The sequence below is a fragment of the Marinifilum sp. D737 genome, assembly GCF_026672275.1.
In the GTDB taxonomy this organism is placed as follows: domain Bacteria; phylum Bacteroidota; class Bacteroidia; order Bacteroidales; family Marinifilaceae; genus Marinifilum.
Genome location: NZ_JANQCD010000038.1, coordinates 16830 through 43171 on the forward strand (window position 1 = coordinate 16830; position 26342 = coordinate 43171).

Sequence of the window (26342 nt, forward strand, 5' to 3'; positions counted from 1 at the left end):
TATTTTAAAGCACAATAATACTAACGTAATCTTTTAAATTTTTGCGAAATGCCTTTAATGCTTTTCCCATATTGGCTTCAACAGTTTTTACCGATATGGAAAGTTTGTCAGCTATTTCTTGATATTTTAATCCTTCAAATCTACTCATTTTAAATATTTTACTGCATCTTTCTGGCAGATTTGATAGTGTGTTTTGTATAATGGTTTGAATTTCCTTTTCTTCCAGGCTATGATTTGTGGATGAATCGTTAATTCTGGTGTTTTTTAAATGATCTTCGTATTGGTTTCTAATTCCTTTTTTTCTTAAGTGTTGCAAGCTGTTTAAGTAGGTTGCTTTGTACAAATAAGCTTTGAAAGAGGTATGAATTTTTAGTTTTTTTCTGTCTTCCCAGACCTGGCAAAACAGATTTTGAACAACTTCTTCTGCTTGATCAGGATTTTTGACAAATTTTACCGCATAATGACATAACAGTGGGTAATAAAACTTAAATAATTTTTCAAACTCTTCTATATTGCCTTTTTGAATGCTTAATAATATGGTGTTTGTATCTTCCGACATTCTTATTTTCGTATTCCTTATATATTAGTTTAATTATTTTCTAATATAGGATATTTAGTTATTAATTCCTTAGGATATGTTTACTTTAAAAGTGTGTTTTTTTGATGTATTCTTAAGGAATTAATGGAAAGAACCACATTTACTCTTTGTTATCCCCATATAAAGAGTTTGTAATTCTTTCCATTATTAGTGCTTTATCAGTTAATAGTAGGTTATGCTATTTATTTAACGAGCTTTTCTTTTTAATTTTCGAATTGCTGCCTCAATAGATTGATCTGGTTCAATTGTATTATGGGCACCCCAGAAATTCTTATCAGCAAAGTTTCCAATTTCATCAACCATTACTTGATTTCGTTTGAATTTTTCATGTCGATTGAATCTCACAACATTGGATTCATCTCTGTCAGTAATTGCAATTTCGGTCATAGCTGTGTAGTTGGTGTTGAATAGTTTTCTTTTCCAATTACATTTGAAATTGATTTCACCACGGGCATAGTTAAAATACCATTTGCCTCCTGTTTCATGATAGTTTACGATATAATTAGCTGAGGTTGGTGTTACCTTAACGCCTATTGGTTTTCTTCTAATAAATAACCTGCTTGCATCTTCCGGATTATCAAGGTTTAAGCTGAATTTTGCACTTGTCAATGCCAGGTTTTCAGTTTCTACATAAAGTAATCCATAGTATAAAGGAATGTCAACTGCTTCTCTTTGAATAAACTCAATTACGTAATGTAATTTTCCATTAATCTGTGTAATTGATTTTAAATTGAACTTATAACTTTGGCTGAAATCTTCTGAAAGCAAGTTGTAAGGGTTCTTAATTACATCAAGTAACAATGCAGTTGCCGGTCCACCTTGTAGTTTAAAAAGAAGTGTGTCCATTTTCTTAACATCCTGGCTTTTTCTTCCTTTAAAAACCTGAACCTGGTCTGATTTGGCTTGTTTGTAGCCTGACTTGTGAATGTTAACAACAGCTTCAGATATTGCTACATAGTTTCTATTTTTACGAACGGTTTCTCTGTAGAATCCTTCCATCATATTGGGCGTTGTTGAGTAGTTTTCACCTACCTTCTTTAAAATTCTTCTTACCAACTGCTCAGGATCCAAAGGATAAATATTGATTTCATCCAAAGGAATAACAGCCATCTGAAGTTGCAATACATTTTTCTTAGGTTTTAATGATTTGATATCGACTTCCAGATTTTTGTATCCAACATGACTGATTTCAATTTTACTAACAGGCAAATCTTTAGCAATTTTTAGTGTAAATTCGCCTTCATTATTTGATACGGTAGCTACATTTACTCCTTTTACTGCCACTGTAGCAAAAACAAGAGGGTCTCTAGAATCTTGATCTTGTATTTTACCTTTATATACATTGTATTTTAAGGTGTCAATAACATGCTGTACCTTATTCTTTTCTTTCTTCTTTTTTTTCTTCCATTCTCCTGCTGATACAGAAATGGATGACAATAATAAAAATGCCGAAAGTAGAATGGTAATTTTTGAAATAAAATTTGTTCTCATGGCAAAATGTTTTTATCTGTTTATATTATTGTTGTTTATATGGAATTACGATCGTTCAATTTCCTGTTTCTATTACTATGATGCATGAGGTTGAATTTACCCTATTAAAAATTGTTGTTTTTTTTTATTTTCGGTTAATTTCCTTTAGTTCACGTATGTATATTCTTAATAAGAAGTAATGCATAGACATCTCGGATTTTATAAGTAATTTTAGTTTGATTCATTACGCAAATAATCATTTAAATTAATATGAAAGTAGATTTCTGCAAAGAGGAACTGGTTTTAAAAGTTTACCCGACTATTGGAGGGTGTTTTCAAGAAGGATGGAATGTATTGAGGAATCATTTTTTGATTCTTTTCCTGGCAGTGGTTCTTGCCGGATTACTGGATATTCCAATGGGGTACAAGCAATACATTGAAAATGTAGATGATTCTTATTCAGTGGGGATTTCTTTTTTTAATTTAATTGGATTCATCTACTATGTAATGATCATCACGCCATTTAATTATGGTTTTGATTGGATATATTTAAATGCAGCCAGAAAAAAAGAGCCACAATTCGAAGAAATACTTTCAGGCTTTAAAAAATACTTAGTTGTAATTCTTAGTCATTTACTGGTTATAGGCATCACAGGATTTGGCTTTATCCTACTGATTATTCCAGGTATATACCTATTGTGTAAACTGGTTTTTGTGCCTTATTTGGTGATGGATAAGAATGTAGATCCTATTCAAGCAGTAAAACTAAGCTACTACCTTACGAAAGGCTACTTCTGGACAATTCTTGGAATGGGTATTCTATCGTTCTTTATTATCATTCTGGGAATTATTTGCCTTGTGGTAGGGGTATTTGTTTCCTTAGTTTGGGTGCACTCGGCCTTTGCGGTTTTATACAGGGCTGTTGATGAATTACATTTTAAAGAGGCTTGCGAATTAGCAGGAGTAGAAATAAAGGAATAATAAAAAAGCCATCACATCTGATGGCTTTTCTTATACAATTACAGTTTTAACTGTTTCGACATTTCAAGCATTTTAACTATTGGAGCTTTGGCATTCTCCATGATATCATCGGGTAGAATAATTTCTGGTTGTTCATTTTTAAGAGCCAAATAAATTTTCTCCATGGTATTTAACTTCATGTATGCACAATCGTTACACGAACAAGTTTCATCAGCAGGAACAATTAAAAATTCTTTTTCGGGCGAATCTTTTTTCATTTGATGAAGAATACCTGTTTCGGTAGCAACAATAAATTTCTGAGCATCGCTGTCTTTGGTGTATTTCAACATAGCGGTTGTAGAGCCAACAAAATCAGCAAGCATTAAAACAGGCTGAGGACATTCTGGGTGAGCGATTAAAGTTGCATCAGGGTTCTCAACTTTCATTTTCATGATTTTTTCTGCTGAAAGAATATCATGAACCTCGCAAGTTCCATCCCATAAAACCATATCTCTACCAGTTATTTCATTAATGTAACGACCTAGATTTTTATCTGGTGCGAATATTATTTTCTGATCTTTAGGCAATGATTCAACCAATTGTACAGCATTTCCTGATGTGCAAATTAAATCAGAAAGAGTCTTTATTTCTGCACTACAATTAATGTACGAGATCACCATGTGATCGGGATATTTTGCTTTAAATTTCGCAAAATCACTTGCAGGGCATGATTCAGCCAATGAGCATCCAGCTTCCAAATCAGGAAGAAGAACTTTAGTATTTGGATTTAGGATTTTTGCAGTTTCGGCCATAAAATGAACCCCTGCAAATAAAATAATATCTGCATCTACTTCAGTTGCCTTTTGTGCAAGTGCCAAGCTATCACCTTTAAAATCCGCAATTTCCTGAATATCCGGAGTTTGGTAATAGTGCGCTAAAATAACTGCATTCTTTTCTTTTGCCAGTTGAAGAACTTTCTCTCTCATCAAATTTTTCTTTGCTATAAGGTTGTATAAATACAGATGCAAATATCTTTAAATTCTTGAGAAATCCAAGAGGAGTCAGTTTATTTTAACAGGTTCTTAAAAATTTAAGCAGAGGGCAGAGTAAATAGAAAAGTGCTTCCTTCACCTAATTTGCTTTCCACTTTTATCTGTCCTCCATTAATTTCTACAAATTCTTTGCAAAGGAGTAATCCCAATCCCGTACCTTTTTCTCCTGCTGTACCCGATGATTTATATTTCAGGTCAATTCTGAATAGTTTGTCAATATTCTCCTTATCAATACCGATGCCTTGATCTATGATTTGAATTTCATGAAAATCGGCGTGTGGAATAACCTGGATCGAAACATTGCTGGTATTATGAGAAAATTTGATTGCATTATTAATCAGGTTTCTTAAAATAGAACTACACATGTTCCGATCTGCTTTCACCCTTATTTCTTCAGAACAAAATTTTGTAAGATTGATCTGTTTTTTATCTGCTGAAGCTTCGTATAGACTTAATGTATCTGATATCAATTCACACAAATCAAATTCACTTGGTTCAAAATCAATTTTTCCTGTTTGTGAACGTGACCAGGTAAGAAGGTTTTCTAATAAATTGAAAATGTGTTTTACTGACTCATGAATTTTTTGAATGCCAATTTGCTTTTCTTCCTCTTCTACATGTTCGTAATTCTCATGAATCATCTCACTAATCGAAAGTAAGCTGGTAAATGGATTTTTTAAGTCATGAGATATAATTCTAAAAAACTTGTCTTTGGTGGCAACCATCTCTTTTAGGTTTTGTTCCGATTCTTTTAGGTTTTTATTGGCAACTTTAATTTTCTCGTTTTGTGCACTGAGTAGTTTATTGGTTTTAATGTTTAAAAGATAACCATATACAAAAACTATAATACCACTAGCAATGATTACCAAAAGAAAAATAAACCACCAGGTCATGTAAAATGGGGGATGAATGATGATTTGCAACTCTTTGGGAGTTTCGCTCCATTTTCCGTAAGGGTTTTGTGCAATTACCTGGAAACTATATTTACCAGGCGAAAGATTAGAGTAGGATGCAAAATTTCTTTTCTCAGAATACACCCATTTTTTTTCCAGGCCTTTAAGTCGATAGGCATAATTCACCTTGTCGGGAGAAAAGTTTGACAAGGTCGAGAATTCAAATGAAATGAACCGATGTTCATAATCCAATTCTATTGAATCGGTAAAGGCAATGCTTTTTGAAAAACCATAGCTGTCGTTTTCTTTGTTATAGGATATTTTATTGCCTTTTGAAATTGCTGGAAGAACATTTACTGGCTGACCATGAATCTCGAATTTTGTGAGCACAGCATCATACAATGCATCTTCTGTAATTTCGTTATCCGGATTGATAATGTTTAATCCATAAACTCCACCAAAATAGAGCAAGCCACTTTTTCCTTTGTGGAATGCTCCTCCATTAAATTCATTGCTTTGCAAGCCGTCATGAACATCAAAATTGTTACAAGAATGATTGTTTAATGAAAACTTACATATTCCGGAATTGGTGCTGAGCCACAAATTGTTTTTCTTGTCGGGAAGAACTCCATAAATTACATTATTGGGTAAACCGTGTTCTGTTCCAAAATGTTCAAATTGCTGAGTGTTGGGATTGAACTGGTTTAATTTGTTGTTCGTGCCAATCCACAAAGTTCCATTTTTCTCTTCGTAAATGGAGAATACCACATCGTCTGAGATTGTGTTTTGCGAATTGCTTTTATAGGTATAGCTTTTGAATGATTTTGATTCTTTGCTGTAAACATTTAATCCACCGCCATAAGTTCCTACCCAAATGTTTCCTTTGGTATCTTCGAAAATTACCGAATAAACAAAATTGTGGGAGATGCTGTTGGGATCATTGTCCGAATGTTTAAATTGTGTGAATTTTTCTGTTTTAGGATCAAGCAGATTTAAGCCATTTTGTGTGCCAACCCACAGTAAACCTTCGCTGTCCTCAAAAATTACGCGAACCGAGTTGTTGCTAATCGATTGCTTGTTGTTTGAATCATTGGTATAATATTTTCTTTTCCCATTTGAAGGATTATAACGGATCAGGCCGTCGCCATCAGTACCTATCCAAATCAGGCCTTTTCGATCTTCATAAACTTTACGAATGGCTTTATGCGGAAGCTTTCTGGATTGTCTAAAATCATATCTGATAAAGGTATCCTGACTTACCTGATATTGTGTGAGACCTTGGTTATTTGTTCCTATCCAAACATTAGCGTCTTTATCTTCGCAAATTGACCAAATAAAATTACCTGGTAAACTATTTAGATCTAAAGGATCGTGTTTTAATAAATCGAATTTATGCAATTGAGGATCGTAGATGCTAATACCTGCTCCAAAGGTTCCAATCCAAATAACTCCATTTTTATCTTCGTAAATACAATTGATGGAGTTTTCAGATAAACTTTGAGCATCTGCTGAATTGTTCTTGTAGTGGTATTTTTTCTGCTCTCTGGTATCTAATCGAAACAATCCTGAACCAAATGTGCCAAACCATAAATTGTTGTGGTTATCAATGATTAGTGGTTTTTCCGTATTAATGGAAAGACTATTTGTTGATTCGAATGATTTTACTGACTTTTTAAAATGTGTAGCATCTTTAGGTTTATAGAGCAGTGCGTTATTGGTAGAAATCCATATCGTAGAGTCTTTATCGAATAGGATTCTTTCCACTTCAATATCTTTAAGGAAATGTTGGCGTTTGGCTTTTAGATTTTTATCGAGAAGATAAAAACCATTGTTGGTCCCAACAAAAATGGATTTAGGGGTTTGAACTAAGGTCGTGATTTGAATGCTATCCTGACCATCAGAAAGTTTCTCTTTTGTGATTTGATTGGATTTTTGGCTGTATGAGTACAATCCGACATCTGTTGCGATTAAGATGATATTGGAATTGATCTGGAGAATACCATTAATCCTGGAGGAAATACTTGGGGAGTTTTTAATGCTGATGGAACTTAGCTTTTCGATATCAATGCAATTGATTCCATCTAAAGTGCCAACCCACAAACGCTTATAAGAATCTTCATACAAATGTGTAATCGAATCGTTTGTTAAAGCTTTATTGGTCCCTATGCCTCTAAATTGAGTAAATTGTTCATGAACAGGATCAAATCGAGTGAGTCCGCCTTGAGATCCGAGCCATAATTTTCCTTTGCTATCTTCATAAATATGCTCTATCCATTTGTGAGTTATGGTGTTTAAATCATCGGGATTGCTTCTGTAAATCACAAAGTTTTTGCCATCGTATCGATTTAAACCATCTTCGGTACCAAACCACATGAACCCTTTAGAGTCTTGAAAAATACAGTAGACAGAACTAAGTGACAAACCATCATTAATTGTAATACGTTTAAATCGAATGTTATTTTGTTGTGCTAAAACATTGCCAAAAGACAACAAAATAATAAGGAGGAGCAAAATTGTTTTTTGGTGGTTCATGTTGGGTAAATCTGGGTTAATCAATCCACAACAAATTAATGAAAAAAGTTCTCTTTACGTAATTTATAAAATTAAAGATTGTTAAATCAGCTATTTGGGATGGAATGCGATTCCATATTCAAAATTTATTGTGTTTTGTGGGAAGAGAAAATTACTTTTACCTTTTCAAAGCTTAATGTTAGAAAAGAACCTGAGAGAATGTTAGAAATTTGTTGTTATTCGGTGCAATCGGCAATAATTGCTGAACAATCTGGTGCCAATCGTATTGAATTGTGTGCTGGTGTTTATGAGGGTGGTACTACACCAAGTTTGGCTACAATACAATTGGTAAAAGAAAAAGTAGACATCCCCGTTCATGTTATTATTAGACCCAGAGGTGCCGATTTTTGTTATTCGGATGTTGAATTTGAATGCATGAAGATGGATATCCTATCCTGTAAAAAAGAAGGGGTAGAAGGTGTTGTATCAGGCATTTTGCTTGCCGATGGAAAAATTGATATTGAACGAACAAAAGAATTGGTTGATTTGGCAAAACCAATGAGTTTTACCTTTCACAGGGCATTCGATATGCTTGAAAATCATGCTGAGGCATTGCAGGAATTAATGGAAATGGGTGTTGAAAGAATTCTTACTTCGGGTGGAATGCAAACTGCAGAAGAAGGAATTGATCTGTTGATCGAATTGGTAGAAAGAGCAGAGAATAGAATCATTATAATGCCTGGTAGTGGTGTAAATGAAGATAATATTGGCAAACTTCGAGATGTAACAGGAGCTAAAGAGTTTCATTGTTCAGCCAAAAAGTTGGTAAAAGGCAAAATGGAATATCAGAATCCGAATATCAATATGGGAGGAGAGGGAAGTATTCCCGAATTTGAATATTACGAAGCAGATTCTGAGAAAATAAAGAAAGTTTTATGCAAGCTTCATGCATAATAAAAACTTGCATGATGAAATGCGAATCACCAACAGAAATGAAACTTTTCGTGTCGCGATAGCTATCGGGAGTGTAATTTTTTCATTGTGTAAATGTAGAATTAGAACTATGCGTCAGTGCATTATTGTATTGACCATTGAATTTTACAACTATTCTACCTTTCCACGATTCAAACTGTTCAAGACTTTCAAAATAAAAAGAGCTGTTTCATAATTGAAACAGCTCTTTTTATTGATTTGAAAACTTTTAATCGAATTCAGTATTTTAGTAAAGGTCTTTGGCAAAACTTCCTTCCACTTTATTGCCTAGTAACAATTCTTCAACTGTTGCTGCAATATCGGCAAAAGTAGCTCTGGTTCCCAAATTAACATTCTGTTTGATGTTTTTACCATATACCATTACAGGAATGTATTCCCTTGTATGATCGGTTCCTTTATAGGTTGGATCACAACCGTGGTCTGCGGTTAAAATTAAAATTTCGTCTTCTTTTAGTTTTTCCTGAATTTGTGGCAGGTACTTGTCGAACTCTTCCAAAGCATCTTTGTATCCTTCAGGATTTCTTCTGTGTCCGTAAACCATGTCAAAATCAACAAGGTTGGTAAAGATTAATCCTTTTGAATCTTCTTCAAGAGCAACAAGCGTTTTTTCAATACCATCCACATTGTCTTTGTTGGTACCTCTTGAATCGGTGATTCCTTGTCCTGCAAAAATATCTTTGGTTTTACCAATTCCAATCACATCCAAACCATTTTCTTTTAAACGATCGAGAACAGTTGGTTTTGGTGGCGTAACCGAATAGTCATGACGATTGGCAGTACGAGTAAAGTTTCCTTTTCCGCTTCCCAGGTAAGGACGAGCAATTACACGAGCTACCGGTTCATGTTCAGAACAAATTTCCAAAGCAATTTCACAAGCTTTGTATAATTCTTCCAAAGGAATAACTTCTTCGTGTGCTGCAATCTGAAATACAGGATCGGCAGAAGTATAAACAATCCAATTTCCTGTTTTCATTTGCTCATCGCCATATTCATCAAGAATTGCCGTTCCTGAAGCTGGCTTGTTTGCCATTACTTTTCTACCGGTTCTTTCTTCGAATAACCTGATGGTTTCCTTAGAAAATCCGTTGGTATAAGTAGGGAAGGCTTTTTCTAGTTTCACACCAGCAATTTCCCAGTGGCCGGTAGTTGTATCTTTACCTTTCGATGCTTCAGCCGCTTTTCCATAAGCTCCATTGGCATTGTTTTCAGGTTCAACACCTTCAATATCGATGATGTTACCTAAACCAAGTTTTTGCATGTTTGGCAGCTTGATGCCTCCGCAATGTTTTGCAATATTTCCGATGGTGTTCGATCCAAGATCACCAAATTCTTCAGCATCTGGTAAATAACCAACACCTGCGCTATCTAATACTACGATTGTAGCACGTTCAATTTTTTGAATCATAAAGTATTGTGTTTTTATGTATTTCGAAAAATACAGATGATGGGTTGTTTTTGTAGTGCTGCAAAGATAACGGATCAATTAGTAATTAACAATTAATATTGAATAATATTAGAGTACAGCAGCCAGCAGTCAGATTCAAGTTTCAAGAAACAAGTAATACCGATTATTAATTTATATAAGCCATTAGTGCGCTTCACTTCTAATGCCTAACAAATTATATATCGGCATTATACCTAAACTATTCGAGAGCTTAAAATAGCTCTCTATTTTTTATATATGGTATAACAAGCGAAATGAATTCAAATCGCAGTTAATGCTCATTACTAATTGTTCATTATTAATTGTTAATTGCAAAAAAAGATCCCCCAAACAACAAGTGTCTGAGGGATGAAATATTAAAACCTGAATTCATCTAAAAATATTTACACAGTTTCAGCTATTTTTTAGTAGAAATTATTACAGATTTTTGTAGCACTATCGGGATAATGCAAAAAAATATGGAATGATTTATACAAAAAATAATGTAATCCATAAGGAAAGTCACCTTTATTCAATCTTTAAATTAAAAATTCTTCAAAATACCCCGGTATTCTTTCAAAATTTTTAATTCAAATCTTAAACAAATTTGACTTTCTGTGTTAGATATTTTTAGGTGAATTCAGGTTTAAGATTTATATAGACTAAATTTGATACATCTTTTCGCGTTGCTCTTTAATCTTCTCGCTAGTAATGTAGTCATCGTAATCCATCAACTTATCGATAATTCCATTCGGAGTTAATTCGATAATACGAGTACTTACGGTTTGAATAAATTCATGGTCATGAGATGACATCAATACAGTTCCACCAAAGTTAATTAGTGAGTTGTTGAAAGACTGGATCGATTCCAAATCCAAGTGGTTGGTTGGAGTATCCAAAATCAACAAGTTGGCGTCTTTTAGCATCATTCTTGATACCATACAACGTACCTTTTCACCTCCTGAAAGAACATTTGCTTTTTTGTAAATATCCTCACCCGAGAACAACATTTTACCCAAATATCCACGCAAGTAAATTTCACTTGTGTCATTTGAATATTGTGCCAACCAATCGATCAAAGTAACTGGCTCCTGAAAGAAGTCTGAGTTATCTAATGGCAAGTAGGCTGGCGTAATGGTAACACCCCATTCGTATGATCCGCTATCGGCTTTAACATCTCCATTGATAATATCAAATAAAGAAGTCATTGCACGAGGATCTTTTGAAAGGAATACCACTTTTTCTCCTTTTTCAATGGTGAACTCAACATCTTTAAATAAGGTTTCGCCTTCGATGCTTTTGCTCAATCCCATACATGAGAAAATCTTATCACCAGCTTCGCGTTCCTGTTGGAAAATAATACCAGGGTAACGACGCGTTGATGGCTGAATGTCCTCAATGTTTAATTTCTCCAACATCTTCTTACGAGAAGTAGTTTGCTTCGATTTAGCAACATTGGCACTAAATCGGGAAATAAATTCCTGAAGCTCTTTCTTCTTCTCTTCAGCTTTTTTGTTCTGCTGTGCCTGCTGACGAGCTGCCAACTGACTAGACTCGTACCAGAAGGTGTAATTACCAGAGAACATCTTAATTTTTCCGAAGTCGATATCCACAATATCAGTACAAACTGAATCCAGGAAGTGACGGTCGTGAGATACAACAATCACAGTATTGTTAAAGTTGGCCAAATAGTTTTCCAACCACATTACAGTTTCTAGGTCAAGGTCATTGGTAGGCTCATCCAGAAGCAAGTTATCCGGATTACCGAAAAGTGCCTGAGCAAGCAATACACGTACTTTTTCCTTACCACTTAATTCCTTCATGGTTTTATAGTGAAATGCTTCTTTAATGCCAAGACCACTTAAAAGTTCTGCAGCATCGCTTTCAGCATTCCAACCATCCATTTCGGCAAATTTTTCTTCCAACTCAGATGCTTTAATTCCATCTTCTTCCGAAAAATCAGGCTTGGCGTAAATGGCATTTTTTTCCTGCATGATAGCCCAAAGCTCAGCATGTCCCATCACTACAGTATCCAATACCGTAAATTCGTCAAATTCGAAGTGGTTCTGTTTTAGAACAGCCATTCTTTCACCTGGTTCCATCATTACTTTTCCTGTAGTAGAATCTAATTCTCCGGAAAGAATTTTAAGGAAAGTTGATTTACCAGCACCATTAGCACCAATAACTCCATAGCAGTTGCCTGGAGTAAATTTTATATTAACATCCTGGAAAAGGGGTTTTTTCCCGAATTGAATTGATAAGTTTGAAACTGAAATCATTTTATCTAGACCATTTATTAATTCAGGGCGCAAAATTAGTAATTATTCTCTTTAATAAAACATATGAGCCATGAAGTTTTTGTAAATATGTCCTGTAATACAGTAAAGTTGTTACATGCAATGTCTTTATCAGTAATATTTGATAATATTTCTATTGATGAGATATCGATTCCTCTATAAAGATTTTTTCGGCATTTGGCACTGTAAATCTGAAAGTTGTTCCGTGTCCCTCTCTGCTTTCTACCCAAATTTTACCATGATTTCTCTCGATAAAATCCTTACAAAGTATCAAGCCCAAACCGTTTCCTTTTTCTCCGCGGGTTCCACTACTTGTAGTATCCAACTCAAAAATGTGGGAAATTGCTTCATCCGAAATGCCTACACCATTGTCTTCTATATAAATCTCGGTATAATCTTCTTTCATTTCAGCTCCAAGAACAATTAAGCCACCTTCGGGCGTAAATTTTAAAGCATTGTTTAAAAGGTTACGAACAACAGTTTCCAACATTGGTCGGTCGGCATACACAAAAAGATTTTGTGATATGGACAATTCCAACAAAATGTTTTTTTGTTGCGCACCGGCTTTATAAATTTTCAGGATTCCGGATAATAAATTCTTAACCGGGATAACTACAGGAGTGAAAGGCAATTTGCCGGATTGATTTAACGACCAGGACAATAGATTATCGGTAAGGTTGAGAACACGTGTTACGCATTCGTTCAAATCCTGGCTGGTTTCATCCAATTCGTGATATCTTCCTTGCTTTAAAAGAATTTGTATTAAATGGGATATGCCCGATACCGAAGCCAAAGGGGAACGCAAATCGTGAGAGATGATTTGGAACAGTTTATTTTTGGTTTGGTTCGATACTTTTAATTCTTTGTTTCTGCAATCAAGAAGTTCTTTCGACCACTCGATTCGTGATTTTTGCAATCTAAGTAATCTTGTTAGCTTTTTGTTACTGTAATACGAATAGACTATAAATCCGGCATAAGCTGCAATCAATATCAAAATAACAACTAGGCCATTACGTTGCATAGCCTTGTTGTTGTTCTCTTTTTTTAACAAAGCAATTTGCGCTTCTTTCTTTTCTGCTTCGTATTTGGCCTGAATTTCAGAAACTTGCTTAAGGATTTCTGTATTGAGAATACTATCTCTTAATTGATCGTGAATATCGAAATAGGAAATTGCACTATCCGAGAGGTGCTTGTGCGTGTAAATTTTGAAAATTTCTTTGGAGCTATTTTCTTGTAACTCAATATTGCCAACTTCTTTACCCAATTGATATGCTCTTTTGCTATAACTTAGTGCTTTATCCAAATTATTGGTCATATAATAGGAGTGTGACAAGCCGTTTAAGGAGGTAATGATTAAACTCTTGTTCCCTATTTTTTCCTTTAAGTTTAAACTCTGTTTATGGTAGTCGATAGCCATGGCATATTGTTTCATCAATAGCAAACATGCACCAATGTTGTGGTAGGTTTGTGCCAGGCGATATTTATTGGGCTTCGCTTTAAGTACATCTAAGTTTTTCTTGTGATAGCATAAGGCTTCCTGAAATTTATTTTGAATGGAGTAGATGTTGGCGATATTGGTATTTGATAGGTAAAGAGATGAATTTAAGTTATATTCTGTGCTAATTCCAGATGACTTTCTGTAATAGTATAGGGCTTTGTTGTAGTTTTTGAGTCGCTTGTATACAACACCAATGCTATTGTATATTGAAGAAAGTGCTTTAGTATCGTTTTGATTTTCAAAAAAAATCGCACAGCCCAAGTAATCCTTAAGAGCCTGATTAAGATTCCCAGTTTTAGAATAAACGATAGCTCTATTAAACAAAGTTTTGTTTATGCCTGTAGAGTCATCTGTTAGCTTATAAATATCTATTGCCCTTGTATAATAATTAAGAGCTTCTTTGTAGGAACTTTTTCTTTTTGCAAATAATCCCAATCTATTTAATGCATCTCCTGCACCAGAGTAATTCTTACAAGCTATTGCAAGTTCAAAACATTTTTCTGAATAAAACAATGCTTCATTAGGGTGTTTTCTGTAGTTTGTTCCAGTCCAATCGTTTAAGAATTTGATCTGCTCATGAACATCTTGTATGGAATCCAATTGTCTATCAACAAACGAATTGTTTTGACCAAATGATTTTATGGAGAATGCCAGTATGAATGTAAAAAGAAGTAGTTTTTGCATAGTGTTAAAATGATTAGCAAAAACTAAGATATGAAAAACTGTAAGAATTTCATCAAACAATGATTAAAAACACAGAACGGACATTGATTAATCAATGTCCGTTCTATTTTTAATAAAAAACTTACTTAAAGAATTTCTTCTTCGGCATCATCAAAATCCACATCAGTACTTTTATCCTCCGTAGGATTGGTTATCAAAGAAGCATCCACCATTACCATGCTAACGGTTTTAATTTCATTGGTTGGACCTTGTTCCAATGGCACTGAGAATTCAGCGATTTCTGTTCCAACACCACCATTAGAAGTAATGGTAGCAGTAACCGCCCAAAGCTTTTTGCCATTTTTTTCAATTTCTCCTTGGCTAAGCGTATTTAAAGCATAGCCTTTTGGTACCGATACTACTGAATTAAGTGTGTAAACTCCATTTGATGCAGACTTGATCAAATTCACATAGGGTTTTAGTAATTTCATATGGCAATTATTTTAATTGTACAATAAATCAATTTTGAAATTAGCAAAAAAGCGCCAATCAACCAATAAATTTTATACATAAATTTATTTCATGATAATGATTTTTTTGAAGCTCAATATTCTAGCTAACCTAACTTTTTAAGATCTTTTCAATTTCTTCCAATTCGAAAATTTCAAAGTGTAGGTTGTTTACACTATCGATATTCTGATCGAGTTGAGCAACCGAACTAGCTCCAATCAGAACAGAAGTTACACGTTCATCTTTCAATAGCCATGCAATGGCCATTTGTGCCAGACTTTGACCTCTTCTTTCTGCCATTTGGTTTAAGGCTTTTACCTTATCAATTGCCTTATCGGTAATTTGATCTTTTTGCAAGAAACCATGAGATTTGGCTGCTCTCGAATTTTCAGGAATGCCCTTAATGTATTTGTTGGTGAGCAAACCTTGTGCAAGAGGCGAGAAGACGATTGAACCAATTCCATCATTTTCGATCTGATCCAGCAAGCCATCTTCTACCCAACGATCGAACATCGAATACCTTGGTTGATGAATCAGACAAGGAGTACCCAGTTCACGCAAAATTTGCGCTGCTTCACGGGTTTGATCAGGAGAATAGGACGAAATTCCTGCGTATAAAGCTTTGCCTTGGCGTACCACATGATCCAATGCCATCATGGTCTCTTCAAGTGGCGTATTGGGGTCTGGTCGGTGCGAGTAGAAGATGTCCACATAATCCAAACCCATTCGCTTTAAACTTTGGTCGAGACTGGCAATTAGATATTTGCGTGATCCCCAATCACCATATGGGCCCGGCCACATATGATAGCCTGCTTTGGTGGAAATGATCATCTCATCGCGGTAGTGACTCAGGTGTTCCCGAAGGATCTTACCAAAGTTTTCTTCGGCCGAACCAGGGGGTGGTCCGTAGTTGTTTGCCAAATCGAAATGTGTAATTCCTCTGTCGAATGCTCTGAATAGGATTTGCTTGAAATTATCGTATAGATCTACATGTCCGAAATTGTGCCATAATCCTAAGGAAATGGCTGGCAGCAATAATCCACTTCTTCCACATCTTCGGTAAGGCATGTTTTCATACCTGTCTTCACTTGCTTTGTGCATTTTTTTGTAGTTTGATGAAGCTTGAAGATAAGGATAAAGTCTAATAGTACAACAGTTAAACTGTCTAAAAGTAGAACAGTCTAACCGTCCAATAGTCTAACCGTCCAATAGTCTAACCGTCCAATAGTCTTATGGTCCAACGGTCTAGTAGTTTAAGAGTTCAAAACATATTTAGCTTACAGAACTACTGGACAGTCGGACAGTCCGACAGTTTGACTTTGTGACTTTAGGATAACTGCTTTTTCAAAGAGAAGAAAAACTCTGTGCCACCTTCTTTTCGCGCTTTAACAAAAATGCGTCCCTTGTGAAAGCCCACTGCATTTTTAACTATGGACAAGCCCAGTCCGGTACCGCCCATTTTTCTTGACCTACCATTATCGGCACGGTAGAAGCGTTCAAAAATTCTTGGCAAGTGGTCCTCCGAAATGCCAATTCCATTGTCATGGTAGGAGAAGTAATGGTAGTTGTTATCCTCAAAGTAATTTTCTACCACGATGCTTGCTCCTTCTCCAGCATATTTAATTGAGTTATCGATCAGGTTTCTGAAAACCGAATCCAGTAATTCAGAGTTGCCTTTGATGTTTAAATCTTCAGGTATATGAAGCTGGATGTCCATTTTAGCATGTTCCAGTTTTAACTCAAAATCATCCAGCATTTCATTCAATAGTTTGCCAATATCTACATTTTCAATGGGAAACAATTGTTGTGTTTCTTCCATTTTGGTTAGCACCGAAATGTCTTGAATTAAATTCGATAAGCGGTTGATTTGCACGCAGGATCGTTCAATGAACAGAATCTTTTTATCCTCGGGCATATCCGGATTGTCTTTAATGGTTTCTAAAAAGCCAGAAACAGCAGTAACAGGAGTTTTAAGCTCATGCGCAATGTTTAGCGTCATTTCTTGCTTAATGGTTTTTTCGTTTTCCGATTTGGTGATATCGTTAATCGAGATTTCGAAATTACAATCGGGGAAAACCACAACCTGGTACAAAAACATTTTATGGCCCACGGTAACTACATTTTTCGAGCTGATGATCTCAACATTAGGGATGTAGTTTTTCTCCAGTTTTTTAATGTTTGATTTAATGAAATCATTAATCTCTTTCAGTTCGGGCAGCTCGAATATCTCCTCGTAGTTATGCGTTGAAATGTTCGACAGGTAATTGATATAATCAATAAAATGACTGTTCCACAGAATTAAGTTCCTGTTTTTATCGAAAACTGCTACACCTTCCTGTGCAATCTGAAGGTGCATAATTAGCTTTTCCTTTTCTTTTACCAGGTCTTCCTTGGTTTTGCTTAACTTGTTGTAAATCTTTACAATTTGATGGCTGATTTCACCCAGTTCGGTTTTTCCAAAATTCTCATGTGGATCAATAGGTCGGTTTTTGGCAGCATTAATGGCAAATTTACGAAGCTTGGCAATGGAGTTACCAAAATGCTCGGTTGCATAAAGCAAGAATACAATGGTAACGCCAAACAAGGCGATTAGGAAATAGAAAAACAGCTTGTTGGCCTTTAAAAAAGAGACTACACTCTCGTTGTAGGGTAGTGCTGCCCTTACAAAGTGTGTGTAGTAATGCTTTGAATAATAATAATAGGTTTGTCCTGTTGATCCTGATAATCGGATGTTGCTTCCTTTGTTCGCATAAATCGACTTTTGAACTTCAGGTCGATTCGTGTGGTTATCTAGCCGATCCAAATTGTCAACATCAGAATCATAAACAACTTTGCCATCACGTAAAATAACGCTCAATCGTATATTATGGTCAGGCATTAAGCTTCTTAATGAATCAACTTCGAAAAATTCGTTTTTGGCAATTAAATCTTTCTGCCTGATTAACTCTTGAACCTGTTCGGTGTAGATATTCAGCGCATACTCCAATTTTTCTCTTCGGTAGGCAATTTCCTGGTTGTATTGGAAACCACCAATTAGCATGGAGAAAATCAACACAATCAAAAAGAAGTAAACAAATAAGCGTTTCTTGTATTTCGATCCAGAGTTAGGAAAGTTTGTTGTCATGTATAAAAACGAATTAATCTATTTTAAACGGGGATCAAAATAATATCCATACCCCGATTTGGTTTTAATTAAATTGTGATATTCTGCAATTTTTTTTCTGATTCGTCGTACATTCACATCAACCGTTCGATCGCCTACAGAGCTGTCGTCCTCCCAAATTTTATTCATGATTTCATCACGAGAGTAAATTCTTCCTGCATGGTTTAAGAGCAGGTGTAAAATCTCAAACTCTGTTTTGGTTAGGCCAACATCAATATTGTTAATCGTAACTTGTTTCGATGCTGGAATCAATCTCAAATTTTCGTATTCGAAAGCAGATTCGTTTTTCGATTCAGAGAATACACGTTTGCAAATTACATGAATTCTGGCAATAACTTCCTTTACGGAAAAAGGTTTTGCAACATAATCGTCAGCACCTGCTTTAAATCCAAGCAATTTGTCGGTTTCACTTCCTTTGGCAGTGATAAACAGTATGGGTTTATCTACCAAATCGGGATTACGACGAATTATTTTAGCCAATTCCAGACCTGAGATTTCTCCCATCATAATGTCTAACAGGAAGAAATCATAATTGCTCAAGTCCAGTTGTAGGGCCTGTTCTGAAGAAAAGGCTGTATCTGCCTGAAAACCTTCTTGTTCGAGGTTGTATTGCAGGATTTCGCACAAATCCTCTTCATCATCGACTACTAATATCTTTAAATCATTCATTTTTAGGAAATCTTTCCGGGTTTTTTTAAGGTTATTTTGGTATAGTATGATTTTGTTGTGAGTAGTTTATAAAATTACCTATCTCATAAATTAAAAAATCATTTCTACTTTACTCGAGCGGACTTGGTGGGCATTGGAAGGACAAGCTTCTTATCCACAGAAAACATTTTAGAGAGACGGGGAAGCTTCGTCCCGAAATAGAATTTGTAAGCATTTGGGAGCCAAATGCAACAAAATTCATAATCGGGAGAGAAGATCACCCCGCCGAACTTAATGTTTTCAAGTAGAAGTAGTTTGTGCTTACACGCCCTTCCCGAAGCTTCGGGATTGTTTACTTTCTCATCGATGGAGAAAGTAAAAGCCATGCGGCTTGAGCAAAGTTAAACTAAAGAATGATCGATTTAGTTACTCACTATATTTCATACAGAACTGTTTTTTTTAGTAAAGTGTTTAGTATTCAGATCTTGAAAGTTCCCAGAGAGATTTTAGGGTTTATTGCTTACTGATCACAGGTAATTGTTCACCGATTAATCTTCTTCAGATATGTCTTTGTGACGCAAATCGATTCCTCGTTGATAATAGATGGAAGCTTCGGCAATATTGGTAGCATTATCGGCAACTCTTTCAATGCTGCTTAAAATGTTTCCAAAGTTCAGCAAGTTGTACATGTCATTCTGGTCTACGCCTTCAGGAGTTTCTTTTTTCACCATTCGTTTCATAAGATCGTATCTCATTTCATCAACAAACTCATCATTTTTAATGGTCCAAATGGCATATTCCATATCACTGTCTTCGAATGAAATTAATGCTTTACGCACCATTTTTTCACTTATCGATAGCATGTTTAGTAATGAATCGCGATGTTTTTCAGGGATAAATGGTGGTTCCATATGTTCGATGTATCGCAATACATTATTGAGTTGGTCTCCTATGCGCTCCATAAATCCGATCATCCTAAAGTAGGAGACAAGCAATCGCAATTCACTTGCCATAGGCTGTTGCAATCCCATGGTTAGAATGATATTGTCGCTCATTTTAATCTCCAGATTGTCCAGTTTATCTTCATTGGATTTGAACTTTTCAATCCTTTTCGCATCGATGATATCCAGGCCATAGGATACAACTTCATCCATAATTTCAAATTGTTCCTGAAGGATTAGCTTCATTTTACTGAAATCGGAATGTAGCTTATCGAATTTTTTATCTTTTTTGATGGACATACTATGTTAATTATGAATTATGAGTTATGAATTATAAATTATGAATTGTAAATGAGTAAGCGTAATTGCTTATTCAAACTTTAAATAACAGAAAATCAACCAAATTTACCGGTTAGATATTCTTCGGTGCGTTTGTCTTTCGGCGTGGTAAACATTTGCTTGGTCTTGCCATATTCTACCAACTCTCCCAGGTACATAAACATTGAGTAGTCGGAGATACGTGCTGCCTGCGACATGTTGTGCGTTACCAATACGATGGTAAAGTCCTTCTTCAATTTCACCAGCAAGTCTTCAATTTTCGAAGTAGCAATAGGGTCAAGTGCCGACGTAGGTTCATCCAATAAAATAATGTCAGGAGTATAAGCCAGGGCACGTGCAATACACAATCTTTGCTGCTGACCACCTGATAAGAAAGTTCCTCGGTTGTGAAGTGCATCTTTTACCTCGTCCCAAAGTGCTACCTCTCGCAGTGATTTTTCAACGATTTCATCTTTTTCAGATCTTTTTAGCTTGATTCCATTCAGGTTAAAACCTGCAATTACATTGTCGTAAATGCTCATGGTTGGAAATGGGTTTGGACGTTGAAACACCATGCCAATCTTTCTTCTCAACTGAATAGGATTCAGTTCGTAGATGTTTTCATCACCCAAATAAACCCCACCTTTATTGTGAGTGTTGGGATACAATTCGTGCATGCGGTTAATGGCTCTTAAAAGCGTACTTTTCCCGCATCCCGAAGGCCCCATAATTGCTGTAATTTTGTTTTTCGCGATGCCAGCGGATACATTCTGTATTGCATACTTATCACCTCCGTATGAAACCGATAAATCATCGATTTTTAAAACAGGAGATTCAATCTTCTCAATAGGATTCTTTATCACGACGTTCTCTTTGTATTTTTGCTCTGTAGGCATTTGCTCTTGTTTTAGTATTGTACTTTCCATTTTCTCGCGATTGCTTTAGCTGATAAATTCAGACCTAAGATTAATAGTAAGAGGAATAAGGAGGCACTCCATATCATATTTACCAGGTTGGGATCGTTGTAAAATTCCCAAACCAAAAGAGGTACCGCACTCGAAGGTTCTGTAATATTGGTGTTGATAACCGTACTTCCCAAGGCTGTAAGCATAAGGGGAGCTGTTTCTCCTGCAATACGAGATATTCCCAGGATTACTCCGGTAAGGATGCCTGAAATACCAGTTGGTAAAATCACCTTAAGGATTACTTTGTGGTAAGGAACACCTAGAGACAGGGCGGCTTCTTTTAATGTTCCGGGAATCATTTTTAAGGTTTCTTCGGTTGAGCGGACGATAGATGGCAACATCATAATCGATAGGGCAACACTACCAGCCAAAGCAGAGAAACCGTTGGTTACCGGCTTTACAATCCAGATGTAGCCGATTACACCCAATACGATGGATGGTACACCCTGAAGCATATCCACAATAAACCGAACCAAGCCTGCAAATTTTCCTTCGGCATTTTCGGCCAAATAGGTTCCACAAATAATCCCGATTGGAATGGCAATTAATGAAGCCAATCCAACAATAATAAGCGTACCAACAATACCATTGGCAATACCACCCGGTATCACCTCGTTATTGGCAACTGCTATCATTGCTTCCATGGTATCAGGTGCTTCCTCGAAGAAAAAGCTGATGTTTAACTGGCGATATCCTTTAATTGCCAATTGGTATAGAATCAGGAACAATGGTACACCCGAAAGAAAGGCAAGGAAAATCATCGCATTGGTAAAGATTTTGTCTTTCAGCAAGCGCTGCTTCATCTTCCTGTCTGATATTTCTGTAGAGATATTCATTTCTTATCTTATATAATTGATGGCTAAGCCGATAATTTTTTCATGATTAATTTTCCGATATAATTTACGATACCGGTGATGACGAAAAGGATCAAGCCGATCTCAATCAAAGCAGTGTATTTTAACCCTTCAGCTTCGCCAAATTGGTTGGCTATCAAACTGGCCATGGTATTTCCCAAATCGAAAATTCCGGTTGGCATATTATTGGAGTTACCAATCAGCATGGTAACGGCCATGGTTTCGCCAATTGCTCTACCTAAGGCAAGTATGTACCCTGCAAATATTCCCGAACCTGCATTGGGAACAATTACGTTTCTAACCACTTCGTAGCGAGTTGCTCCAAGTGAGTAAGCAGCTTCTTTTAAACTACCTGGAACCATTGAGATTACTTCGGCACCAAGAGAAGAAGCGTATGGAATAATCATGATCGCCAGAATTACCGATGATGTGAATATTCCGAATCCTTGTGCATTAAGACCCAGTTCTGCAACCAAAGGTTTTAATGCGTAAAATCCCCACAATCCGTATACAACCGATGGAATACCAGCCAACAGATCAACTACCGATCTCAAAAAGGAAGGCAAGGCACCATCTTTAAAATATTCGCCTAAGAATAAGGAAATGGAAAAGGCGAAAGGAAATGTGATGATTAATGCCAGAATGGAGGTTAGGAGTGTACCGATAATAAATGGCAAAGCACCATAAGATTCACGTCCTTCTGTTGGATCCCATTCTGTAGAAAATAAAAATCCAAACCCAAACTCTTTAAAAGAAGGGATGGAGCCAACAAATAGTGTAGCAACAATTCCCAGGGCAATCAGCACCATAAGAACACCACTGCTAACTAATAAATATTTGAAGATTTTTTCGCTGTTCATAAGATTTGAACGATTCAGTGTAATAGAAGAACGAGCTTGTTTCAGCTAATAGTTTGGAGAACTAATTGTTAGATAAGTTGAGACAAGCTCGTTGCTTGACCGAAGTCAATTGTTTTATTTTAATGCTTTTCCGTTATAAGTTACCTTCCCAAGAACTGCTTTGGCTTTCGCTACTGCAGCTTCCGGAAGTGGAGCATAGTGTACTTTTGTAGTTTCTTTTTGAGCTTCAGGACTTACAACCCATTCAATCAATTTGATGGTTTGCGCCGCTTGATCAGCGCTTCTGTCGTTGTAGTTTTGCTCCTTGTAAAGAATTAACCAGGTAAAGCTGGAGATCGGATATCCATCAGCAGCATCGGTATTGGTTAAGCTTACACGAGTATCAGCTGGCATTTCACCTTTGGCAGATGCACTTACCGACTCAACAGATGGAAGAATAAAGTTACCTGATTTGTTCTGGATGCTTGCTATAGGAATACCCATTGCAAAAGCGTACTCAGATCCGATGTAACCAATGGCACCTTCAGTTTGACTGATCGTACCGGCAACACCAGGGTTGCCTTTAGCGCCAATACCAACAGGCCATTTTAAAGCTTTACCGGCACCAATTTGCTCTTTCCATTCAGCACTTACTTTGCTCATGTAATCGCTGAAGATAAAAGTAGTACCCGATCCGTCAGAACGATAAACCACTGTGATTTCCATGTCAGGAAGTTCTACATCAGGATTTACTGCTGCAATTTTAGCATCGTTCCACTTGTTGATTTTACCCATGAAAACACCTTCCATCAATTCTGGCGTGAATTTTAATTCTGGTTTTCCTGGTAGGTTGTAAGCAGCAACAACAGCACCCAAACATGTAGGAACGTGAAGTACTTCTGCTGGCATGTCGGCTAGCTTCTTGTCATTCAGGAATGCATCGCTTGCTCCAAAGTCAACGATTTTATCTTTTAAGCTTCGGATACCTCCACCTGAACCAATTCCACCATAGGTTACCAATAAACCTTTTTCTTTGGTGTAGCTCTTGAAAATTTTGTTGTAAAATGGTTGTGGGAAGGTAGCTCCGGCACCTGTTATTGTTTTAGCCTTTTTATTGCTTGCAGTTTTATCTTTACCAGCATTTCCGCAACTTGCCATTAAGGCAACAGCAATAACAGCAGTAAAAAGCAATTGAAATTTTTTCATTTTGGTTTAAATTTTAGTTTAAAAAACGATTGTTCTTAGATTTTTTAATATTTTAAAATCTTGTTTGATACATTACATAGTGTAAAAAAGAACTAACTTGTATCTTTTCACACTACAATGTTAAAACACTAATGTTACAGGAATATTACAGCAATGTTAACAAATCGTTACTAGTTGTAAGTATCAGAATATCAATGGTAAAAACTTGCGAAAATATTTTTAAGAAAGGATTTTTATTTAAGTTTCATTAATATTTTGTATCTGTTGTTATGGCATTTTTGATTTAAAATAATTGAGCTTATTACAGATAAAATAATGTAGAAAGTATGAAAAAGGATTTACAGGAAGTCGCCGATATCATTTCCAATTCAAAATCGATGATTGCTTTTACCGGGGCAGGAATATCGGTTGAAAGTGGAATACCACCTTTTAGAGGACCAGATGGATTGTGGAGCAGATACGATCCCCAATGTCTGGATTTGGATTATTTTCATTTGAATCCTGTTGAATCGTGGAAGGCCATAAAGTCGATCTTTTATGATTTTTTTGGAGAAGCAAAGTCCAATGGCGCTCACAAAGTGTTGGCACAGCTCGAGGAGAAAGGATTGCTAAAAGCTGTGGTAACTCAAAATATCGACAATTTGCATCAAGAGGCAGGTTCAAAAACGGTTTATGAATTTCATGGCAATTCACAGAAGTTGGTTTGTTTGCAATGTGGTAAGAGCTATGTGCCATCTGAGGTAAATTTGGATGAATTGCCACCCAAATGTGAGCAAGACAAGAAAATTCTGAAACCCGACTTTGTCTTTTTTGGAGAAGGGATTCCTGAAGCAGCCTATCGAAAATCATTGCAGGCAGCCAGAGATGCTGATGTGGTATTGGTAATAGGAACTACAGGTGAAGTAATGCCTGCTGCCATGATTCCTACCGAGGCCAAACGAAATGGAGCGGTGGTAATCGAAATCAATACCGAAGAATCGAACTATACAGATGGAATTACTGATTTTTTTCTTCAAGGAAAAGCAAGTGAAATTCTAGCCGAAATTTACAGTTTGATAAGATAGGGAATAGCTTGTAATGTCGTGTACTTGTGTGGTATAGAGGAATTGATTTCGATTTGAATTGTAATGAATACTGATACTCTATTGTTTTATGAGACATAAACAAAAGTAGATATCCCTGAAAATATTTTATATTTGTTAGCGATTTTGGTGTTTGGGCTCGTGTATGAGTGGGAACATCATCCTTAATCAAGAATATATTTTTAATAAAAATAGAATTTCACATGAAGTTATTAGAAGGAAAAACAGCGATTGTTACCGGTGCTTCTCGCGGTATTGGTAAAGCGGTTGCAATTGAATTTGCAAAACAAGGTTGTAATGTTGCTTTTACTGACTTGTTCTACAATGAACAAGCTATCGAAACTGAAAAAGAAATTGCTTCTTACGGTGTAAAAGCAAAAGGATATGCTTCTGACGCAAGTGACTTTGCTGATACTGATAAAGTAGTTGCTGAAATCGTAAAAGAATTTGGTGCTATCGACATCTTGGTAAACAATGCTGGTATTACTAAAGATACTTTATTAATGCGTATGACTGAAGAGCAGTGGGATGCAGTAATCAATGTGAACTTGAAATCTGTTTTCAACTTTACCAAAGCAGCTCAAAGAACCATGTTAAAGCAGCGTAGTGGTTCTATCATCAACATGAGTTCAGTAGTTGGTGTTAGCGGTAACGCTGGTCAGGCAAACTACTCAGCTTCTAAAGCTGGTATCATCGGATTTACAAAGTCTGTAGCAAAAGAGTTAGGTTCCAGAGGGATCCGTTCTAATGCAATTGCTCCAGGTTTCATCATTACTGAAATGACTGGTAAATTACCAGAAGATGTAGTAAAAGAGTGGGCAGGAAAAATTCCATTGAAACGTGGTGGTACACCAGAAGAAATTGCTCAAACATGTGTTTACTTAGGATCTGATTTGTCTTCGTACGTAACAGGTCAAACACTACACGTTTGTGGTGGTATGAACATGTAAGAAATATCATACATTATAGATATGAGCCATCTCAATTGAGATGGCTTTTTTTATGAAAGTTTTGAAAAGTTTGAATCGTGGAAAGGTAGAAAAGTTGAAAAACTCAATGGACAATACCATGATGTAGCAAGGCATCGTTATAATTCCACATTCAAACAATAACAAAATTACACTCTCGATAGCTATTGAGACCCGAAAACTTTTATTTCGCTTGGTGATTCGCTTTCATCAGGTAAGTTTTTGTTAATAGACGCAGATTTTTAGGATTTCAGATGATTGTTTATGATATGCTTCGTTGGATGATTGATAGTGGGTAATTATTTTAAATTATTATTACCAACCTTTAATTTGTTCTAGTGTCCAAAGTGGGCATTGTAAGGTTAAGCTGCTTAGACGTAGAAAAATTTTTAGTAATCCCGAAAGCTTTCCCTTAGGTTTGCATAGTCATGGTTAATACAACTGATTTTGTAGTTTAGTGGTGATTAACCAGTCAGCAGAAGTAAACTAA

The 26342-nt window shown here is 36.0% G+C and carries 20 protein-coding genes; 4 read left to right on the plus strand and 16 right to left on the minus strand.

The window, feature by feature from the left end; all coding sequences use genetic code 11:
* Nucleotides 1-4: 4 nt before the first annotated feature.
* Together NQ163_RS17525 and NQ163_RS17530 are read right to left on the minus strand one after the other, a co-directional pair.
* Entirely contained in the window at nucleotides 5-559 is a 555-nt protein-coding gene (locus NQ163_RS17525; RefSeq protein ID WP_268191630.1) for an RNA polymerase sigma-70 factor, read from the minus strand.
* A gap of 225 nt (nucleotides 560-784) precedes the next feature.
* Nucleotides 785-2089 (minus strand): carboxypeptidase-like regulatory domain-containing protein, encoded by a 1305-nt coding sequence (locus NQ163_RS17530; protein WP_268191631.1) that lies wholly within the window; start codon nucleotides 2087-2089, stop codon nucleotides 785-787.
* 249 nt (nucleotides 2090-2338) lie between these two features.
* Here NQ163_RS17530 and NQ163_RS17535 point away from each other — a divergent pair, with 249 nt between their 5' ends.
* A complete protein-coding gene (locus tag NQ163_RS17535) occupies nucleotides 2339-3049 on the plus strand; it encodes a hypothetical protein (protein WP_268191632.1) in 711 nt (236 codons plus the stop codon).
* A gap of 38 nt (nucleotides 3050-3087) precedes the next feature.
* On the opposite strand, the gene nadA is transcribed toward NQ163_RS17535, so the two are convergent.
* Together nadA and NQ163_RS17545 are read right to left on the minus strand one after the other, a co-directional pair.
* Nucleotides 3088-4014, minus strand: a complete 927-nt coding sequence (gene nadA, locus NQ163_RS17540; protein WP_268191633.1) for a quinolinate synthase NadA — start codon at nucleotides 4012-4014, stop codon at nucleotides 3088-3090.
* Nucleotides 4015-4118: 104 nt separating this feature from the next.
* Nucleotides 4119-7505, minus strand: coding sequence for a ligand-binding sensor domain-containing protein (locus NQ163_RS17545; RefSeq protein ID WP_268191634.1), 3387 nt, complete (start codon nucleotides 7503-7505; stop codon nucleotides 4119-4121).
* A 198-nt stretch (nucleotides 7506-7703) separates the two neighbouring features.
* On the opposite strand from NQ163_RS17545, the gene NQ163_RS17550 reads away from it, so the two are divergent.
* Nucleotides 7704-8438 (plus strand): copper homeostasis protein CutC, encoded by a 735-nt coding sequence (locus tag NQ163_RS17550; protein ID WP_268191635.1) that lies wholly within the window; start codon nucleotides 7704-7706, stop codon nucleotides 8436-8438.
* Nucleotides 8439-8703: 265 nt separating this feature from the next.
* On the opposite strand, the gene NQ163_RS17555 is transcribed toward NQ163_RS17550, so the two are convergent.
* The 12 genes from NQ163_RS17555 to pstS all read right to left on the minus strand — a co-directional run bounded on the left by NQ163_RS17555 (nucleotide 8704) and on the right by pstS (nucleotide 23802).
* A complete protein-coding gene (locus NQ163_RS17555) occupies nucleotides 8704-9882 on the minus strand; it encodes a phosphopentomutase (protein WP_268191636.1) in 1179 nt (392 codons plus the stop codon).
* Between the two features lie 680 nt (nucleotides 9883-10562).
* Nucleotides 10563-12179: an ABC-F family ATP-binding cassette domain-containing protein gene (locus tag NQ163_RS17560; RefSeq protein WP_268191638.1), complete on the minus strand. Its 1617-nt coding sequence runs from the start codon at nucleotides 12177-12179 to the stop codon at nucleotides 10563-10565.
* 151 nt (nucleotides 12180-12330) lie between these two features.
* Nucleotides 12331-14379, minus strand: a complete 2049-nt coding sequence (locus NQ163_RS17565; RefSeq protein ID WP_268191640.1) for a tetratricopeptide repeat-containing sensor histidine kinase — start codon at nucleotides 14377-14379, stop codon at nucleotides 12331-12333.
* 125 nt (nucleotides 14380-14504) lie between these two features.
* The gene (locus NQ163_RS17570) at nucleotides 14505-14849 is read right to left on the minus strand and encodes a hypothetical protein (RefSeq protein ID WP_268191641.1); all 345 of its coding nucleotides are present in this window, start codon (nucleotides 14847-14849) and stop codon (nucleotides 14505-14507) included.
* Between the two features lie 130 nt (nucleotides 14850-14979).
* Complete coding sequence (gene mgrA / locus NQ163_RS17575; RefSeq protein WP_268191642.1) at nucleotides 14980-15969, minus strand: L-glyceraldehyde 3-phosphate reductase; 990 nt, start codon at nucleotides 15967-15969, stop codon at nucleotides 14980-14982.
* Between the two features lie 226 nt (nucleotides 15970-16195).
* Nucleotides 16196-17992 (minus strand): sensor histidine kinase, encoded by a 1797-nt coding sequence (locus NQ163_RS17580; protein ID WP_268191643.1) that lies wholly within the window; start codon nucleotides 17990-17992, stop codon nucleotides 16196-16198.
* A gap of 18 nt (nucleotides 17993-18010) precedes the next feature.
* Nucleotides 18011-18700 carry a response regulator transcription factor gene (locus NQ163_RS17585; protein ID WP_268191644.1) on the minus strand — a complete coding sequence of 230 codons (690 nt, stop codon included), beginning with the start codon at nucleotides 18698-18700 and terminating at the stop codon, nucleotides 18011-18013.
* Nucleotides 18701-19227: 527 nt separating this feature from the next.
* Nucleotides 19228-19920 (minus strand): phosphate signaling complex PhoU family protein, encoded by a 693-nt coding sequence (locus tag NQ163_RS17590; RefSeq protein WP_268191645.1) that lies wholly within the window; start codon nucleotides 19918-19920, stop codon nucleotides 19228-19230.
* 95 nt (nucleotides 19921-20015) lie between these two features.
* Nucleotides 20016-20864, minus strand: coding sequence for a phosphate ABC transporter ATP-binding protein PstB (gene pstB / locus NQ163_RS17595; protein ID WP_268191646.1), 849 nt, complete (start codon nucleotides 20862-20864; stop codon nucleotides 20016-20018).
* The gene (gene pstA, locus NQ163_RS17600; protein WP_268191647.1) at nucleotides 20846-21739 is read right to left on the minus strand and encodes a phosphate ABC transporter permease PstA; all 894 of its coding nucleotides are present in this window, start codon (nucleotides 21737-21739) and stop codon (nucleotides 20846-20848) included. The genes pstB and pstA overlap by 19 nt, the downstream gene beginning before the upstream one ends.
* A 23-nt stretch (nucleotides 21740-21762) precedes the next feature.
* Complete coding sequence (gene pstC, locus NQ163_RS17605) at nucleotides 21763-22617, minus strand: phosphate ABC transporter permease subunit PstC (protein WP_268191648.1); 855 nt, start codon at nucleotides 22615-22617, stop codon at nucleotides 21763-21765.
* Between the two features lie 114 nt (nucleotides 22618-22731).
* Complete coding sequence (gene pstS / locus NQ163_RS17610) at nucleotides 22732-23802, minus strand: phosphate ABC transporter substrate-binding protein PstS (RefSeq protein WP_268191649.1); 1071 nt, start codon at nucleotides 23800-23802, stop codon at nucleotides 22732-22734.
* 326 nt (nucleotides 23803-24128) lie between these two features.
* Here pstS and NQ163_RS17615 point away from each other — a divergent pair, with 326 nt between their 5' ends.
* Both NQ163_RS17615 and fabG read left to right on the plus strand, forming a co-directional pair.
* Entirely contained in the window at nucleotides 24129-24866 is a 738-nt protein-coding gene (locus tag NQ163_RS17615; protein ID WP_268191650.1) for an SIR2 family NAD-dependent protein deacylase, read from the plus strand.
* A gap of 221 nt (nucleotides 24867-25087) precedes the next feature.
* Nucleotides 25088-25834 carry a 3-oxoacyl-[acyl-carrier-protein] reductase gene (fabG, locus tag NQ163_RS17620; protein WP_268191651.1) on the plus strand — a complete coding sequence of 249 codons (747 nt, stop codon included), beginning with the start codon at nucleotides 25088-25090 and terminating at the stop codon, nucleotides 25832-25834.
* Nucleotides 25835-26342 lie beyond the last annotated feature (508 nt).